Annotated in this window: 14 protein-coding genes; 9 read left to right on the top strand and 5 right to left on the bottom strand. The window is 44.3% G+C overall.

Annotated elements, in window-relative coordinates; translation table 11 throughout:
* Nucleotides 1-105 precede the first annotated feature (105 nt).
* The 5 genes from CBW42_RS12625 to CBW42_RS12605 form a co-directional block, all read right to left on the bottom strand.
* On the bottom strand, nt 106-1902 hold the full coding sequence (locus CBW42_RS12625) for a reverse transcriptase/maturase family protein (RefSeq protein ID WP_087022193.1): 1797 nt from the start codon (nt 1900-1902) through the stop codon (nt 106-108).
* Nucleotides 1903-3064: 1162 nt separating this feature from the next.
* Nucleotides 3065-3826, bottom strand: coding sequence for a hypothetical protein (locus CBW42_RS12620; protein ID WP_087022190.1), 762 nt, complete (start codon nt 3824-3826; stop codon nt 3065-3067).
* Nucleotides 3827-3946: 120 nt separating this feature from the next.
* Nucleotides 3947-4168: a hypothetical protein gene (locus CBW42_RS15475; RefSeq protein WP_407922980.1), complete on the bottom strand. Its 222-nt coding sequence runs from the start codon at nt 4166-4168 to the stop codon at nt 3947-3949.
* A gap of 22 nt (nt 4169-4190) precedes the next feature.
* Nucleotides 4191-4466 carry a transposase gene (locus tag CBW42_RS12610; protein ID WP_165761184.1) on the bottom strand — a complete coding sequence of 92 codons (276 nt, stop codon included), beginning with the start codon at nt 4464-4466 and terminating at the stop codon, nt 4191-4193.
* A 22-nt stretch (nt 4467-4488) separates the two neighbouring features.
* On the bottom strand, nt 4489-4917 hold the full coding sequence (locus CBW42_RS12605) for a helix-turn-helix domain-containing protein (protein WP_087022180.1): 429 nt from the start codon (nt 4915-4917) through the stop codon (nt 4489-4491).
* A 239-nt stretch (nt 4918-5156) separates the two neighbouring features.
* On the opposite strand from CBW42_RS12605, the gene CBW42_RS14510 reads away from it, so the two are divergent.
* The 9 genes from CBW42_RS14510 to CBW42_RS12565 all read left to right on the top strand — a co-directional run bounded on the left by CBW42_RS14510 (nt 5157) and on the right by CBW42_RS12565 (nt 18010).
* Nucleotides 5157-5612 (top strand): hypothetical protein, encoded by a 456-nt coding sequence (locus CBW42_RS14510; protein WP_133058317.1) that lies wholly within the window; start codon nt 5157-5159, stop codon nt 5610-5612.
* Between the two features lie 272 nt (nt 5613-5884).
* On the top strand, nt 5885-6085 hold the full coding sequence (locus CBW42_RS12595; RefSeq protein ID WP_087022172.1) for a helix-turn-helix domain-containing protein: 201 nt from the start codon (nt 5885-5887) through the stop codon (nt 6083-6085).
* Between the two features lie 56 nt (nt 6086-6141).
* On the top strand, nt 6142-6747 hold the full coding sequence (locus tag CBW42_RS12590) for a DUF1819 family protein (RefSeq protein ID WP_242969883.1): 606 nt from the start codon (nt 6142-6144) through the stop codon (nt 6745-6747).
* A 1-nt stretch (nt 6748) separates the two neighbouring features.
* The gene (locus CBW42_RS12585; RefSeq protein WP_456236394.1) at nt 6749-7327 is read left to right on the top strand and encodes a DUF1788 domain-containing protein; all 579 of its coding nucleotides are present in this window, start codon (nt 6749-6751) and stop codon (nt 7325-7327) included.
* An 11-nt stretch (nt 7328-7338) separates the two neighbouring features.
* Entirely contained in the window at nt 7339-10983 is a 3645-nt protein-coding gene (brxC, locus tag CBW42_RS12580; protein WP_087022170.1) for a BREX system P-loop protein BrxC, read from the top strand.
* Nucleotides 10984-11003: 20 nt separating this feature from the next.
* Nucleotides 11004-14630, top strand: a complete 3627-nt coding sequence (gene pglX / locus CBW42_RS12575) for a BREX-1 system adenine-specific DNA-methyltransferase PglX (RefSeq protein WP_087022167.1) — start codon at nt 11004-11006, stop codon at nt 14628-14630.
* Entirely contained in the window at nt 14630-15070 is a 441-nt protein-coding gene (locus tag CBW42_RS12570) for a hypothetical protein (RefSeq protein ID WP_087022164.1), read from the top strand. The genes pglX and CBW42_RS12570 overlap by 1 nt, the downstream gene beginning before the upstream one ends.
* Nucleotides 15071-15089: 19 nt before the next feature.
* Complete coding sequence (locus CBW42_RS15060) at nt 15090-15980, top strand: hypothetical protein (RefSeq protein WP_242969882.1); 891 nt, start codon at nt 15090-15092, stop codon at nt 15978-15980.
* Nucleotides 15947-18010, top strand: a complete 2064-nt coding sequence (locus CBW42_RS12565) for an AAA domain-containing protein (protein ID WP_242969881.1) — start codon at nt 15947-15949, stop codon at nt 18008-18010. Before CBW42_RS15060 ends, CBW42_RS12565 begins: the two co-directional genes overlap by 34 nt.
* The last annotated feature ends 2 nt before the right edge of the window (nt 18011-18012 follow it).

Raw genomic sequence — 18012 nt, 5'->3', positions numbered from 1 at the left:
AAAGTGCCGCCTTGCTACATTTCTGTAGTAGGTTTGCACAGTCCCCCTTCCAAACCGGACGTACCCGTCTCCGAGTATCCGGCTTTCCATTCTAATTACTGACGATTAACAAAAAGTCTTATTGTGTATCTTGTTATGGCAAGTTTCGCACACGATTAAAGTTTTCCTGCGGATAGAACGCATTTTCCGCTCCCACGCAGATTTCCCCTTGAGTGCCTTAAGGCTTTGAACGTGATGCACTACAACTGGTTCGCTGTCGCATCCGCATAACTCGCAAATTCCAGCATTCAGCCTGTTCTTTATCTCGTTTTGCTTCGATACACTCTTAGGAACGGCATCGACATTATCCAGCTTGGCTTTACGGCTCTTTCGGATATCCGTCATGTTGAGAAAGATAAGCGTTTTTGTGCCTGTCTTAGTCTCATACGGGACACCCCATCGTTTGCCCGTCCGCCTGTCGCCTCTTGCTTTTGCCATAGTTGTTTGGTGCTTGCTTGCCAAGGTTTTCAGACAACTGTATTCCATGATATAAACGAAATAATCCAGCTTCGGGAAGTTGCTTGCCATCCGATAGTAGTTGCAGATTCCCCGCATCTGTGAATTGTAGGTTGAGACAATTTCAAAGTCGCTTCTGTTTCGCAATCCTTTCGTGGCTATCGGAACAATCCTGCCATCGGCAGTCCTGACCCCGTACCCGTTGCTAATCAGAAATTCTTCAATTTTATCCTTCAACGGAGCATTCAGCATGACCGTCCCATTTAACGTCCTCTGCTTGACCCCGTCACTCCTGCGCTTCAGTTCCTGCGACCTTCGGACACTTACGTCATATCCCAGAAATCTTGCTGACTCTGAACTGTGTGTTATCTTGGTTTTTTCATCCGAAAGTTCCAGTTTCAGTTCAGCTGCCAAAAAATCCTTCAGTTCAGCCTTGATTTCCACACAATCCTCTTTTGAGCCTACCACCCCTATCAGAAAATCATCCGCATACCTGACGTAGCAGATACGCTTGTTATTGTCCTGATATACTGGTATCTTGACGCGCTGACGTTTCAGTTCCACCTCTTCGGCTATCCACTTTTCACGGTCTGGGGAATCAGGGTTATTCTTACTCTTCCTATGCAGCGTGCTGATTCTGTGGCATATTCCGCCGTATTCCTCGGTATACTTCTTGGGTTCATTGCTGTCGAACCGTTGCTTTATCTCCGCAACTTTCTTATCCAATTCGTGCAAGTATATATTTGCAAGAATTGGGGAAAGTATGCCGCCCTGTGGCGTGCCGCTGTAGGTCTGGAAATACTTCCATTCCTCCATATAGCCAGCTTTCAGGAAAGCACCTATCAGGTTAATCAGCTTTGAGTCCTTGACTTTTTTCGAGAGAATATTCAGCAACACCTTATGGTCGATATTGTCAAAACACCCTTTGATATCGCCTTCTATGAACCATTTTGTTCCGTTAAATCCGTACTTTATCCTGTCAAATGCTGTGTGACAGCTCCTGCCAGGTCTGAATCCGTGCGAATCGTCACTGAATATAGGCTCATAAATCGCTTCCAGTATCTGCCTTATGGCATCTTGTATAAGCTTGTCTCGAAATGATGGTATTCCCAGAGGACGCAGTTTTCCGTTGTGCTTCGGAATGTAGATTCTCCACACTGGTTTCGGGCTATATTCCAGATTTCTCAATGACTCGATAATATCTGAAACATATTTAGCACCGAATCCGTCCGCTGTATCGTCATCTGTACCTTTTGTTGACGCTCCTGCGTTAGCGTATAAGTTTTTATAGGCAGTGAAATAAATATCCTCTCTGAGAAGATATCTGTACAACCTCGTAAACACGCCGTCAGTATGCGACTTAGAACTTTCTGCTATTCGTTCCAAAATATCCGATGTTGGATTCATTGAGGCTTCTCCTCCCTTTCATCTTCTTATTTTGAATCGTTAGAACTGTCCCCCTTCGCCGTGTAGTGGGTGTTCCCACCTCAGACTACTATGGGGACTCCGTTTCCATATCAGATATTCAGTACCTGTGTACATAGCTTTATAAGCATTCTGACTTAGGCAATCTCCAGTTAACGTTTCTGCTTGCTATAAGGATTGTCGGATGTGCTTTAGACCTTTCGGCTGGTTCTCCAGCTTGTGGGACAGCATTACAGTTACCCACGCCGACCACAACCCTATCGGCTGGCGCTGTCCACGGGATATTAAATTCCCACTTACTTTTATGCCGCACCAAACCACTGCCTTTTTCTCACATTAAAATCGGGATGATTTTTTTATTTTACCGAACTTCATGAGGTTGTGATTATTAATACTGACAGATCATGATGAATACTCTGAGGATTATTTGGAAAATACCGAACTAAACCGTAGTATTTTTCTCAGTTTAAGTTCAGCAGATCATGGGATACCGAACCCCTGACGAAGCCTTTGAAGCCGAGATGGATGCAATCTACGCCGCGTAACCATCCGCTGACCTTGACAGGCAGCCTGTTTCGCAGGCGGCTACTCGCTGGTTCTCGATGATTTCCGGCTCAGGATCAGCCAAGGTCAGATTGATAACTTTCTAACACAGAAAATGCTCAACTTGTTATTGTAATTTGGGGAATGTTTATGATCATTCTTGACTTTATCTTCAGTATCTATACTGTTATACTTTGTCGTTTACACAGAATTTTCCGGGGTCTCGCAGGAATACGCAGTTTTGTATTTTGGGATAGTTCCAAATCCATGGAATAACAGAAATTGAATTTCCATTTTTGCAAAGCATCTTATACAAAAGCATGGTATAATGCAGACAGTAAATGGGGTTGGTTCTCATGTTTTTTCAATACGGTGACCGCAAAATATCCTATTTATAGTAATCCAATAAATTACGGCACATAGCCGCATGAACGAAACCAACCAAAGCAATAAGTCCAGTCGAATCCCTTAGGACTTCCACCTGCTCTGCCTGGCAGCCTGAATCAGTGCGCACATGCGGACATTTTGAGAGACATTCAGATCATGATTCTCGGTCGGGATGTCTTTTTTGTCCTCAAAAGGTCATTTGTGCGGTGTTGCCTTAGTTCCAGTTGCAGTATTTTCCTTTTAGACGGCATCGTTCGCAGTCAGGAATTTTGGTACAAATCATACCGTTACTATCTGAACAGAAGAGCCAGAAGAGGGCATCAATTTTGCTCGGCAAATATCCAGTTTCTTTTGATATGGTATTTATAATCTCGATTGCTTCGATATCTCCGGCTTCTTCAGAAGAAGAATATCCAAGGTGCTTTTTCCCAAGAATTCGACAGATATGAGTATCTGGCTTGATTGCATCAATACCGACATTCCGTAAATATTCCATAGCCAAGGCGAGCCCTAAGGTATGAAGTTTATATTTCAAACTGTTGGCAAGTAAATCAGCAATTTCGATAGGAGTCCCACTGGTGACAAAATTGTCGAGAGTTCCAAATTCTTTTTCAATTCGCTCAAGTTTATGTATGTTTCCATGAAGAGCATCCATTTGCTTTTTGATGTTTCGATTTCCACATTTGATAAGCTGAATTTGTTGTGTAAAATAATCAGCAGAAGTGTTGAGAATTTTATCTTTGTCATAATAGAAAAAGATTTTATCTATCTGATCTATATTTTCCTCAATTTGTTCCCAAGGGCGATTATTGCTAAGAAGAGAATAAATCATGCCGCGAATATGCTCAGAGAAGGAAAATGTTTTTCCCTCTGCTCGTTGCTGAATCCACTCTAAATGTGTCAGATTAGCAAAAGATACATGCCTTTCTTGTAGCATGGCTTCAATTTCAGAAAGTATTATCCGACTGTTTTTCATTGGAATTCTCCATTCTTTTTTCTGGAATTATATCACCATTCAGAAATGTATGCAATAGAGTGTTTATAAATGTAACACAAACTGATCTTGACAACTTCACTGCATATTGAGTCCAAAATTTCAAAATAGCTTTTTGGCAGCTTTATAGCAATCCAACAAATTACTGCACATAGCCGCATGAACGAAACCAACCAAAGCAATCGGACTGGCGAATGGTAGAAAACGCCCGCTTAATCGCCTCAGGAAGTTGTGCTGTAATACGAACCTTCTGCTTTCTGAGATTGGCCTTGAGTTTGACCACATCTTCTCAATTGGATTCAGATCGGGACTGTATGGCGGCAGATACAGATACCGGATGCCAGCCTTATCCAGTAGCTCTTTTACAATCTTTTACAATCTTTGCATGATGAGAACGCATATTATCCATTACAATGATATCTGTTTCAGACAGCGTTGGCAGAAGCGTAGAGCTCAGATATTCCGCAAAACGTTCTGCTGTCGTTCCACATTGATAGATTGTATATGCAGTCTCTCCGGTAATGCAGACAGAAGACAAAATAGTAGTATTGGTCGGCGTATTGACAGGAGTGCTGTCAATTGCTCGTTTTTCTTTCCGGGCACGGGCATAATGCCTTATCATATTTGTGTTGACTCCGCTTTCATCAAGAAAACTGTTTGCGGCGTTCTCCGGTATAAGCTGCTCCCAATTTTTCCGTTTTTGCTGTACATCGGGGACGCTCCTGTTCCGAAGCATGCAGGGACTTCTTTTTATAGACATATCCAAGCTTCAAAATTGTTTTACGTACCGTTTCGTCACTTACATGGAGTTGGAGTGTATCAATAATCTCATTAATCGTAATATCTGGCTGTTGCTGGATCAAACAGTCAATATTCTGAATATCTTTCTGGCTCAGAGAAGGTTTGCGTCCACGCAGGGAAGTCCTCGTTTCAACAGAACCGGTCTCTCTCATTCGCTTTTCCAAACGGTAGACTGTGCTTGTATTTACACCAAAACATTCTGCTACTTCTTTTGCATTGTGCGTTTTATTCCATGCCTCAATCAGCAATTTTCTGGCTTCGTTGTGCAACATAATAATCACCTCTTGATTTAATCATAATACCTTTGTCAAGGGTGTGCACTATTTATGAGGGTGCAGTCGGAGATTGCCCGCCGCGCCAATCTCAATCCTGACGGCAAACGGAGAGTCTACAGTTCCAGATACGCCCTGTCCGGTATGGTCTACTGTGGACACTGCGGAGACATCTACCGAAGAACCGAGGCTGTAAATCCACGGTGTGGCGATGCGTAAGCAGAGTTCTTAAGAAAAACGTGGACTTTGACTGCCCCGCCAGGACGGTAAAGGAAGAAGTTCTGCAGGGTGCCGTCCTCACGGCGGTCAACGATGCATACGCAAGAAGGAACATTGTAACGGCACTTCTGAAGCAGAATATTGAGTCTACGGTGTTGGGAGATCTGGAAGATCGATTGGCAATGGCAGATAAGAAGCTTTCCGACCTGCAGACGCAGATGATTGCGGTGTCCAGCGATGAGGCGGCTGTCGATGCCCTGCGTGAAGAACGCCAGAGCATTCTAGCAGAAGCCGCAGAACGCAGCGACCTGCGGGAGCGCATGAACGACATGATCAACTTCTTGGATGAAATGCCACAGGCCATCACGGAATACAGCGATGTCATTACCAGGAGGCTGGTGGAGAAGATTACGATTTTCGATGAAAAGATTGTGGTGGAGCTGAAATCCGGTCTTGAGATGGAAGTGGAAGCGTAAAGCTGAATATGGATATGAGATGATACCCGGAGCTGACTTTAAAGGTTTGTTCCGGGTGATTTTTTGCAGGTATACACTGATTGCCAAAATGTTGGACTCCCCTAAAGCACTGTGAAATCCCTTCTCAAAAAGAATAATTTTAAGTTTGGGAAATAATTCATCATATAAGCAATATTAACTTGCCAAACTACAAGCTGTTCACTTGTATAAATTGCATCTTTGTGCTATCATTAGTACAGATTAGCGCAGATTATGCAAGAGAGGTGTGTCGCATGGTCAGTTATAATAAGCTTTGGAAACTTTTAATTGATAAACAAATGAAAAAGAAAGACCTGGGTGATGCCGCAGGCGTTAGCGCAAATACTATAGCCAAGATGGGGAAAAATGAATTGGTTTCCCTTGAAGTATTAGTTCGCATTTGTCGGGCATTGAATTGTGACATCGGGGATATTATGGAAGTTCTTCCTTCCTAATTGTCCGTTTTATGGGACTGCGCATGATGTAGCATGGACAATGGAGGAATATAATTGTGATTGGTGCAGCTGCTTATAGCGCCGGTCTGATGTCTCAGTCTTTCTGGTTTCTTGAATTTAAGAGAGCAGTCAGGCTTCGGCAAGAAGGCTTGGACTATGATGAAATCAAAAAGAAATGTGTAGAAGAAAATCTCTTTGGTGCTGCCAAGGAGTACAGAGCTTTGCGAATGGCGGGATACATTATTACTCGCATTAAGACTATGGACGACACTCTGGTTGAGTTGTTTTGTTCATCGGATCTTGCGACGCAGAAGCTCATTAACCTGATTACGATTCTCAGAACAGACCGCCTGTTCTTTGAGTTCGTATATGAGGTATATCGTGAAAAAGTTATTCTCGGTATGGAGTTCATGGAAGATACAGATGTAAATGTGTTCTTTACAAGAAAAGAAACGCAGAGCGAATTGATCTATAGATGGAAAGAGTCAACAAAGAAGCATTTGCGTTCCTGCTATCTGAACTTTATGACAGATGCGAATCTGTTGACAGTAATCGAAAAGAAGAAAACCATTAGCCCTCCTATATTGGATGTTGCTTTGGAGCGTTATCTGAAATCTGTAGACGAGGAAGTAATGATAAAAGCTCTGACGGGGGTGAACTGACATGATGAGCTTGGAAGAAAGATTAAATAAAGCAGAAGCTCTGATGCAGAAACCGTCCTTCCGTCAGAACAAAGGCTTGGGTAATGAAGTTGGATACTATATCTTCGATTATCCAGCAGAACAGGAACTGTTTGTTCGAGAAAGAGTCGAATACATCCGAAAAAAGAATGAGCAGTCCGGTGATGAATACCGTGTGGTTGTGTTCGACCTTTACGACATCATCATTGAAATTTTGAAAGACAAGGGCTATCTGGAGAAGTGCTACGATTTCGAGAGGAAAAAAGGATTCGAGCGTATCACAAAGTCTGTTGGTAATATGCTTCGCATTACTGCCAAGGACAGCTTGATTGTAAATTATATCAAGGAGCGCACTCCTGAGAAAGCGATTGTATTTCTTGTGGGCATTGGAAAATGTTATCCGATTCTACGTTCTCATACTGTGCTGAACAATCTGCATCAGGTCATTGACAATGTGCCTGTTGTGATGTTCTATCCCGGCAAGTATGACGGACAGGAACTGGTGCTTTTCTCTGAGATAAAAGACGATAATTACTACAGGGCGTTCAAGCTCGTGGATTAAGGAGCAGCGGCATGAAGATTGGTCAGATGTTTGCAAAACCTATTGACCGTGACATGAAAGGCGTTATCAAGGTCGGTCAGGATGATAACTTAAATATTCAGCAGGAACTGGAAGAATACGTTGTTACCCGTGAGCTTCAGAAGCACTTCCGTGATTTCTTCGACAGCTACAAGCGTGGCATTCATGGAAACACGGATAAGATGGGTGTATGGATTTCTGGTTTCTTTGGAAGTGGTAAATCTCACTTCCTGAAAATCCTCTCTTACTTACTTGAGAACAAAGTCGTTAATGGCAAGACTGCGTTGCAGTATTTTGAGGAAGATAACAAAATTAAAGACCGCATGGTGTTGGCAGATATGCGTCTGGCTGCATCCGTGCCTACTGATGTTGTTCTGTTCAACATCGACTCCAAGGGTGAACAGAGTGGCAAGCAGGATAAGGACGCTATCGTTTCTGTGTTCCTGAAAGTGTTCAATGAGATGCAGGGATTCTGTGGCGCTATCCCCTTCCTCGCTGACCTCGAAAGAAAACTTTCTGAGAAAGGTCGTTATGAGGAGTTCAAGGAGCGCTTTGAGGATTTCTTTGGCACCGCATGGATAGAAGCTCGTAATGACTTCGATTTTATCCAAGATGATATTGTTGAAGTTCTGTCCGATATGGACTTTATGAGCGAAGAAGCAGCCCGCAACTGGTGCGAACGTGCAACAACGGAATACTCTATCAGCATTGAGCGTTTTGCTGATCTGGTTAAGAGATATATTGACCGTAAGGGCGGCAACCATCACGTTGTATTCCTCGTGGATGAAATCGGTCAGTACATTGGCGACGATTCCAAGCTGATGCTGAACCTCCAGACGGTTACTGAAGATTTGGGCACTGCCTGCAAGGGCAAGGCTTGGATCATCGTTACCAGCCAGCAGGACATTGACTCCATCACTAAGACAAAGGGCAACGACTTCTCTAAGATTCAGGGGCGTTTCGATACCAGACTGTCTCTGTCCTCTGCCAACGTAGATGAAGTTATCCGTGAAAGAGTTTTGAAGAAAACTGAGTCTGCAACTCAGATCCTTTCTCTCTACTACGACGAAAAGGAAACGATCGCAAAGAACCTGATTCTGTTCAATGACGGCGTCGAGAAAAAGCTCTATGCCAACAGAGCGAATTTTGCAGAAGTTTATCCTTTCATCCCTTATCAGTTTAACCTCCTGGGCAGCGTTCTTACCTCTATCCGTACGCACGGTGCATCCGGAAAGCATCTGGCAGAGGGGGAGCGTTCTATGCTTGCACTGTTCAAAGAATCTGCGGTGCGGGTAATGAATGAAGATCCGGGTACGATTGTACCTTTCCATATGTTCTATGACGCTCTGGAGCAGTTCCTCGACCACTCCCATAAGGGCGTAATTTCTCGTGCGTTGGATAATGATTTTCTGAATCCGACACACGCTGACGAGTGCTTTGATGTCAACGTACTCAAGACACTCTTTATGATTAAGTATGTAAAAGAAATCAAAGCCAACCTTGAGAACCTGACCAGCCTGATGGTTACGCACATGGACAATGACCGCATGGAATTGTCTCAGAAGGTTGAAGATGCCCTGAAGCGTCTGGTTCGTCAGACCCTCGTTCAGAAGAATGGCGACATTTATGTATTCCTGACCGATGAAGAGCAGGAAATCAATATCGCTATCAAGAACCAGCCTGTCGATGCCGGTGAAATCACGGCGAAGGTTTCCGAACTGATCTTCGATGGTCTGTTTGACGAGAAGAAGTATCGCTATCCCGCTTTCAATGGTCGTTATGCCTTTGGTTTCAATCAGATTGTGGACGACAAGCCTTATAAAGCGGGTCAGAACCACGACATTACTCTAAAGATTCTGACCCCAAACAGCGATGAAATTGCAGACGAAACCACTATGAGAATGCTGTCTGCTCAGAGCAGATGTGTTCTGGTTGTTCTGCCTGATGACAGAACCTTCCTGGATGAAATCCGTTCTTCTCTCCAGATTGAGAAGTTCATCCGTTTCGATGCTACTAATACTGTGACCAAGTATGAACAGATCAAAGAAGCAAAGAAAGTTGAACTGCGTGAGAGAAGCGCAGCAGCTCGCCTGTTCTTGGAAGAATCCCTGAAATCCGCTACCATCTATGTGAATGGCGACCGTGTTCAGACTACCGCCAAGGAAGTATCTACCCGTATCAACGATGCCATTGGAAAGCTGGTTGCGTCCGTATTTCATAAGCTCTCTTATATCGACACAGCTATGAGCGAAAGCGATATTAGAAAGCTGTTCAATAATAACGGTCAGCAGCTGACCTTGGCAGGAACCAATTCTACCCCGAACAGTCTGGCTCTGCATGATGTGAACGACTACATCGGCGTGAACACTTCCCGCCATACTAAGACTTCCATGAAGTCTCTGCTTGACAGATTTATGAAAGCGCCGTATGGCTTTGTTGAAGCAGACGTACAGTGGCTCGTTGCCAAGCTGTTCAAGGATGGTGAAATTGCATTCTATGTAAACAGCGAGCCTGTTACGTTCCTTTCCAAGAGTATAGACGAAATTGTTCGTTTCATTACTCGTAAAGAGTTCAATGAGCGTCTGATGACCGAGAAGCGTATTCGTGCCAGCGAAAAGCAGAAAAAGGCAGTTCGTGAAGTAATGAAGGAACTGTTTGGCATCGCTCCTTCCAGTGATGATGACGATGCCGTGATGGGCAGCTTCCTGAACTATGCCGGTCGTTTGAAGAATGACCTTGAAAAGCTGGAAATCTATTATAAGAATCAGCCGCTGTATCCTGGTAAGGCTCTGATAACGAAGGGTAAGAAGCTGATGAGCGATGTTTCTCAGCTGAAGAATGCTAACGAGTTCTTCGCTGCGGTTGACAGAGATCGTGACGATTATCTGGACTTTGCTGAAGATTACGAGCCTGTGAAGAAGTTCTTCGGCGGTGAGCAGATCACCATCTTTGACCGTGCTATTCGCCTGATGGCAATTTACGACGATAGCCGTACCTTCATTGTAAATGATGAAATCGAGTCTACCGCCCTCCAGGTCAAGGCAATTATGAAGAAGCAGACTCCATACACCGAGATCAAGAACCTGCCGGGACTGCTTGACCAGTTTACGACTGCCTATAGCAATCTGCTGACTGAAATGGAGCAGCCGATCCTTGCTGCCATTGATGAAGCGAGAACCCGTGTGTTCCAGGAGTTGGAAGGCAAACTCTGTAAGGCAAGTCTGAGAGACCGGTACATTGAGCGATTCAGTGATCTTCATGAGAAAGCTACCCATTGCAACAATGTGGCTACGCTCCAGAACATCAAGGTTGAAGCCGACGCTCTGAAGGTTCGTTGCTTGAACGAGATCACCGTTACTGAAGCAAAATTACAGGCTGAAAAAGCTGCGGAAGAAGCGAAGAAGCAGGCACAGCAGAATCCTGCTCCGGTGAACAATGGTGGTGATAAGCAGCCTGATCCGGTTGTGACTCCTGTTCCTAAGGTAAAGAAACAGCGCACGATCAGTATAAAGTCTATCAACACCGAAGCAACTTGGCAGTTGGAGACTTCTGCGGATGTTAAGAAGTACATTGCAGAACTGGAGAAGAAGCTGATGGCTCAGCTGGAGGATGACACTGTTATCCACGTTGAGTTCTAAGCATAAGCGGAGGTATAGCGATGAACAAAACAGCTATAAAGAATTTTGCGGTTTGGGCAAGAAATAAGCTCATTGCCGACATTACATATAAAGCAGGACTGATTGGCGTGAGCGAGAAAGGCATCTCCCAGCCACTTCCTCAGTCCTCTAAAGACTTGCAGTTCTTTGATATTGGCACAAAGGACTATGCGCAGGTCGCAGGCGCTGACATTGAACAGAGAAATGCTCTGGTCAGAGCCATTCAGGAAAAAGAGCGTACAAGCGATTACAAAACTGCTTTGAAGGCAGTGATTGAAGAAGTTGCCTACACTTGGTTTAACCGACTGATTGCGATCCGATTCATGGAAGTCAACGAGTATCTTCCTTCCAGAATCCGTGTACTTTCTTCTGAAAACCCTGCTAAGAATGAGCCTGATTTTGTGACCACTCCTTTTGACACCGATATGGAGTTTACGATGGCGGAACAGGACAGAATCATGCAGATGAAGGATGAAAACAAGCTGGATGAGTTATTCCGTATGCTTTTCGTCAAGCAGTGTAACAAGCTCCATGAGATTCTTCCTGAGCTGTTTGAGGAAACCAATCACTATACTGAACTGCTTCTCAGCATTTCTTTCACGGATCGCGATGGTGTGGTATATCATTTGGTGCATGATATCCCCGAGGACGACTTCAATGTTGAAAAAGAAGGTCAGGTTGAGATCATCGGCTGGATGTACCAGTATTACAACATTGAGCCGAAGGATGAGACCTTTGCTCTGCTGAAAAAGAATGTAAAGATCACCAAGGAACGTATTCCGGCGGCAACCCAGCTATTCACACCGGACTGGATCGTTCGCTACATGGTAGAAAACAGCCTTGGTCGTCTTTGGGTGGAAGGTCATCCAAACGACAGCCTGAAAGAAAACTGGAAATACTATCTGGAAGAAGCCGAGCAGGAAGCAAGTGTTCAGGCGCAGCTTGAACAGATTCGGGCGGAATACCGCAAGCTGAATCCGGAAGATATCAAGGTCATCGACCCTTGCATGGGTTCCGGTCATATTCTGGTGTATTGCTTCGATGTGCTGATGCAGATTTACGAGTCTCAGGGTTATACCCAGAGAGATGCAGCACAGTCCATTCTGGAAAACAATCTGTTCGGTCTGGATATTGATAAGCGTGCTGCACAGTTGGCATACTTTGCAGTTATGATGAAAGCTCGTCAGTACGACCGTCGCATTTTTACCCGTGAAATCAAACCCCATGTGTATGCCATTGAGGAAAGCAATAGCATCAATCGTGGTCAGATGAAATATTTCGGTGCAGATCTCAGCTCTATCGAAAGAAACGAGGCAATGCTCCAAATTACCGGCTTGCTTGATACGATGGTTGATGCGAAGGAATACGGTTCTATTCTGAATGTAGAGAACTATGATTGGAAACTGCTTCAGCGTTTTGCGGAAAGTATCGACGATGCAGGCCAGATGAGTCTGGACACCATTGGTATCGACCAGACACAGGAACAGTTGCTTGATTTGATTGAAATTGCTCATGTTATGGCGCAGAAGTATGAGGTGGTTGTGACCAATCCGCCATACATGGGCGCAAGTGGCATGAGTGCAAGACTTTCAAAGTATGTAAAAGACAATTATTCTGACAGTAAAAGCGACCTGTTTGCGGTGTTTATTGAACGCTGTGGTCAAATGACAGCAAAGAATTGCTATCAGGCAATGATTACACAGCACGCATGGATGTTCCTGTCCAGCTTTGAGAAGCTGCGTACGAAACTGTTGATGACAGATACCGTCAATATGGTACACCTCGGAGCAAGAGCCTTTGAAGAGATTGGCGGTGAAGTAGTACAAACCACCAGCTTTGTGCTGCGTAAAAGCCATATGGATTACAAGGGTACTTATTGCCGGTTAATTGAACCGACTACCCAGCAAGGAAAAGAAGATATGTTTCTTGCTGGCGAGAACCGATATGCCGCCCAACAATCCGACTTCTCAAAAATCCCCGGAGCGCCGGTGGCGTATTGGGTGAGTGATGCATTCATTGATGCCTTTGATGGAAATCCTAAATTGCGTTCAATCGCAAGGGCACGATCAGGTGCAAAGACAGGGAAAAATGACATTTTCATAAAGAGCTGGTGGGAAGTTGCATATCCATCAATATATCTAAACTGCAGCAACTATGACGAATGCTGTTCTTCTGGCGCCAAATGGTTTCCTTATAACAAAGGCGGCGATGGTCGTAACTGGTACGGAAACAGAGATTTGGTGGTTGATTTTCAGGACGGCGGAGAAAATATAAGACGATATTCTCAAAAATACGGTACATCGATTGACCTTAATGCCACAGATGTATACTTCGGACAAGGAATAACATGGACGGCATTAACAAGTGCAAAAAATACATTTAGATTTAGCCCATCAGGAAGTGCCTTCGACAGCAACAAGGGCCCTATGATATTTAATGATGACACAGAACTACTTAATTATCTACTCAGTTTCTTTATAAGCCCTGTTGCACAGTTTTATATTAAAGTTTTTAATCCTTCGTTATCGTTGCAAAATGGAGATATGGACAACCTTCCGATTATTATTGATGAGAAAAGGAAACTATCAATTTCAAAAGTGGCGGAGCAAAATGTCAGAGAATCAAAAAATGACTGGGACTCCTTTGAAACCTCCTGGGACTTCCTTGCTCACCCTCTCATCCTTGCCGCTGAAGTTCCCGATCTGAATGGCGGTCATAAGGCAACCTTGTCTGATTCCTATGCAAAATGGGAAGCACTCTGTGAAAACCGTTTCAACCAGCTCAAAGCCAACGAAGAAGAACTGAACCGTATCTTTATCGACATTTATGGGCTTCAGGATGAGTTGACCCCTGAAGTTGAAGATAAGGATGTCACTGTTCGCAAGGCTGACTTGGGCAGAGACATTCGTAGCTTGCTTTCCTATGCGGTTGGCTGTATGTTTGGTCGCTACTCTCTGGATGAGCCGGGGCTTGCCTATGCTGGTGGCGAATGGGACAGCAGCAAATACAGCACGTTTATTCCCGACATGGATAACTGCATCCCCATTACCGACGAAGCCTACTTTGAGGACGATATTGTCGGTCAGTTCGTCGGCTGGATGAAGAAGGCATTTGGTGAAGAAAATCTGGAAGCAAACCTTGATTTCATCGCAAAGGCTCTCGGCAACAAGGGTGCAACCTCTCGTGAAGTGATTCGCAACTACTTCTTGAATAACTTTATGAAGGATCATATCAAGATTTACCAGAAACGCCCGATTTACTGGCTCTTTGACAGCGGCAAACAGAACGGTTTCAAAGCCTTGGTTTATATGCACCGTTGGAACGCTGATACCGTCGGTAATCTGCGTGTTGAGTATCTCCATAAAATGCAGCACACCTATGAGCGTGAAATTATTCGTATGCAGGAAACCATCGACAACAGTAGTGTTTCTCGTGAAGTTTCCAAGGCAACCAAGCGTAAGGATAAACTTCAGAAGCAGCTGAAGGAAACTAAGGACTATGATGCAAAATTGGCTCACATTGCCCTGTCCCGTATCGACATTGATCTGGACGATGGCGTAAAGGTCAACTACGAAAAGGTTCAGACCGGCAGAGACGGCAAGAAGATGCAGATCCTGGCTAAGATATAATGAAGCGACCTCGTAAAATAACCATTAAGCGTAGGGTGGAAAAACAGCCGCACTTCACCAATCTTCATCCAAGCGAGAAAATTTTTGGACAAAGATGGGTTTTTCATAAGGGTGATGATGATCCGAACCCTTCTGTTCCGCATGGTCACTCAGAAGATGGAAAATACAAATTGTCTTTGTGGGATGGAAAAATATATTCTATACAAAGCGGAAATGTTGTAGGTACTGCGTCAAAGCGAGAAATGAAAGCTCTGTATTCCAACAAAGCCATGCAACAGTTTATTATGGAATCACAAGAGTGGTATATGCAAAACCATCCTTATTGTCCAGAATTAGCTCCGTTGAGAGCCCAAAACGCTATACTCAAAAAAGTGCTTACAATAAGGCGCAAAAAAGAAATAGAAGCTATTCAAGTGTATATACATTATACGTTGAATTAAAAGAAAGGATTGCCCCGACATGGACTTGATTGGAAAGAAAGTAAAACATAATAAGTTTGGGGAAGGTGTTATTCTTGAACAGGATACCTCCTATGTTTCCGTCAAGTTCGTGACGGAGGCTGATCCCAAGAAATTCATGTATCCCACCTGCTTTAAAACCTTCCTGAAGCTGTTGGATGCGGAAGCGGCTGCTCAAACAGATACCACCGTAAAACAGCATGAAGATCAGGAACGTAAGAAAAAGCAACAGGCTATGGAAGAAGCTGAAGCCCGTCGCTTTGCAAAGAAGATGCAGGAAACCAGTTCCAAGTCGAGGAAAACTGTAGAACTTCGCCCGTTCAATTCGGTTGCGGCTTTCTGCAATGAATATAAACGAGCAATAACCGCTGAGATCGTTTATCTAAAGACCACCGGTGGCAAACGACAGCACATCTTTGATGGTAAACGCATTGAGGTCAAGAACGGACGCTATGTTTATACCTTTGAAGCTGACGATGAATTAACTTATCCCGAAGGAACTCAGATCAGCATTTGGCAAGGTGACACAAGCATTGCGGGTCATATTGTTGGCTGCGAAGATTTTACTGTCATAATTGCAAGCAGCACAGATTTGGGTGCCGATGTCTCTACTCTTGAGTTTTCCGCAGAGCCTTGGCGACTGCTGAACTCTTTGAATGACCGTTTGGACGGTATTTTAGAAAATCCGTCTGAAATTGTCAGAGCGTTGATTTGTAATGGACACAAGTCAATTGACTATGGCAATTACAAAATTACGACCGGACAGCAGGCTGCTGTTCAGATGTCGAAAAATCAGCCAATCACTTTTGTCTGGGTCCTCCGGGAACTGGCAAGACCCAAACATTGGCGAAGATCGCTTTGGCTCATATTGAGCAAGGCAACCGTGTATTGATGCTGTCCTACAGTAATGTATCTGTAGACGGTGCTATCATGCGAGTACATAAAATGAAGCCGAACATGAAGCCGGGAACTCTTGTGAGATACGGCTATGCAAGGCACAAAGACCTGCTTGAACACAGGTATTTAACTTCCTACAACTTGTCAATTCACAATCATCCTGAACTGCTCAAAGAGCGTCAGGATCTGATTGCAGAACGTAAGAAGCTGCCCAGAACTTCTCCGAGATATGTTCAGATTGGGCGCAGACTCACGCAGATCAGAAATGAATTGTCATCCGAGGAAAAAGAAACCGTTAAGAATGCAAAGTTCGTTGCGACCACTGTTTCTAAGACTGTCGTTGACAGCGCAGTCCGAGACTGTGAGTTTGATGTAGTTATTTTTGATGAAGCCAGTATGGCTTATATTCCGCAGATCGTTTTCGCTGCCAGCCTTGCGAAGAAGCATTTTGTCTGTATGGGAGACTTCAGACAGCTTCCACCTATTGTGCAGAGCAACGGAATCTCTCCATTGAACGCAGATATTTTCCAGTATTGCGGGATTACATCTGCGGTAGATAGCGGAAGAAACCATAAATGGTTGTGTATGTTGGACACTCAATATCGAATGCACCCTCGTATTGCTGATTTTGCAAGCCGAACAATGTACGGAGGATTGCTCCATTCCACAGAAGAAATGGAAAAGAACCGTCGTGGCATTGTAGATCAGAAGCCTATCACAGGTCATGCTATGGCATTTGCGGATTTGTCCGGTATGATGTCGGTCTGTACCAAGACCGGTGATAATTCGAGAGTAAATGTGCTGAGTGCCTTGATGTCCTTCTCCTTGGCATTAGAAGCTGCCAAGAATCACGAAGTTGGTATTATTACTCCGTATCATGCACAATCTCGTTTGCTTCACGCAATGGCAAGAGATGTTGCTGATGCAAATCCGGAATTGAAGCTGATTGCCTGTGCTACGGTTCATCAGTTCCAGGGTTCTGAAAAGGATGTTATCGTGTACGATGCGGTTGACTGTTATCGTATGCCTTATCCGGGGATGTTGCTTACTTCCACTGGAAACAGCTATGCCAACAGACTTTTCAACGTCGCTCTGACCAGAGCCAAGGGTAAGTTTATCGGTGTGGCAAATATCGCCTACATGGACAATAAGAACCTATCCAGCAGCCTTATGTTTGAGCGCATGATTGAAGGACAACGAAGAAAACCAAGCTGTCTGACAGGACAGGAGCTTTCTCAAAAGCGTACTGCAATCAGCGGCAGCACCATGAGTTTCTTTGATAACGATGAAGGAAATCGTCGGTTCCTTAAAGATATAGCAGAAGCCCGACGTGAAATAAGAATAGATATTCCAGATAAGCCTGTAGAAGATGTGTTTTCCAGACAGTTGGCCATAGCGTTGCAAACTGCCAAGGGAAAAGGTATCAAGGTATACCTCCGAGCCGAAAACAAGCAAGGTATTCCTTCTGTTCTGAGACCACTTGCAATAGAGAATCCGTTTGTCGCAAATCCCGTGGTTTTGATCGACAAAAAGGTTGTGTGGTTCGGTATGCCAAGCTCTGATGCAAAGTTCAAATCAGAGGGAAGCATTCTCCAGATGAGATACCGTCCGGTGATTCGTTTTGAGGGGGCGCATACTGCGGCATCGCTCTATGGCTTTATGGAAATGAGTAAGACTGTAGATCAGAGTAAAATAGTCAGCACAGATGAAGAAGGCAAGGCGATTACCGATACGTTCGCAAGTTATGTGCTGGCAAACAAAAAGTGTCCTTCCTGCGGAAAACCAATGAAAATGCAGAAAAGTAAGAAGGGCAAGTTCTTCTTAGCCTGCACAGGTTATCCTGCTTGCCACGAAACAGCCCTTATTAATGTAGATTTGGTTGAACGGTACTTTTATCGCCATGGTGATACTGGTCAGCACTGCACACGTTGTAACTGCTCACTGGAAGCTAAGTTAGGACAGTATGGTTTATATATCCAGTGTTGCGGCTCCCAGAGACACCGATACAAACTTGATGAAATATAATC

This window comes from Butyricicoccus porcorum, from assembly GCF_002157465.1.
GTDB lineage: Bacteria > Bacillota > Clostridia > Oscillospirales > Butyricicoccaceae > Butyricicoccus_A > Butyricicoccus_A porcorum.
The sequence above is the reverse complement of the archived record's forward strand: the minus strand, read 5'-3'. Positions and strand labels throughout refer to the sequence as shown.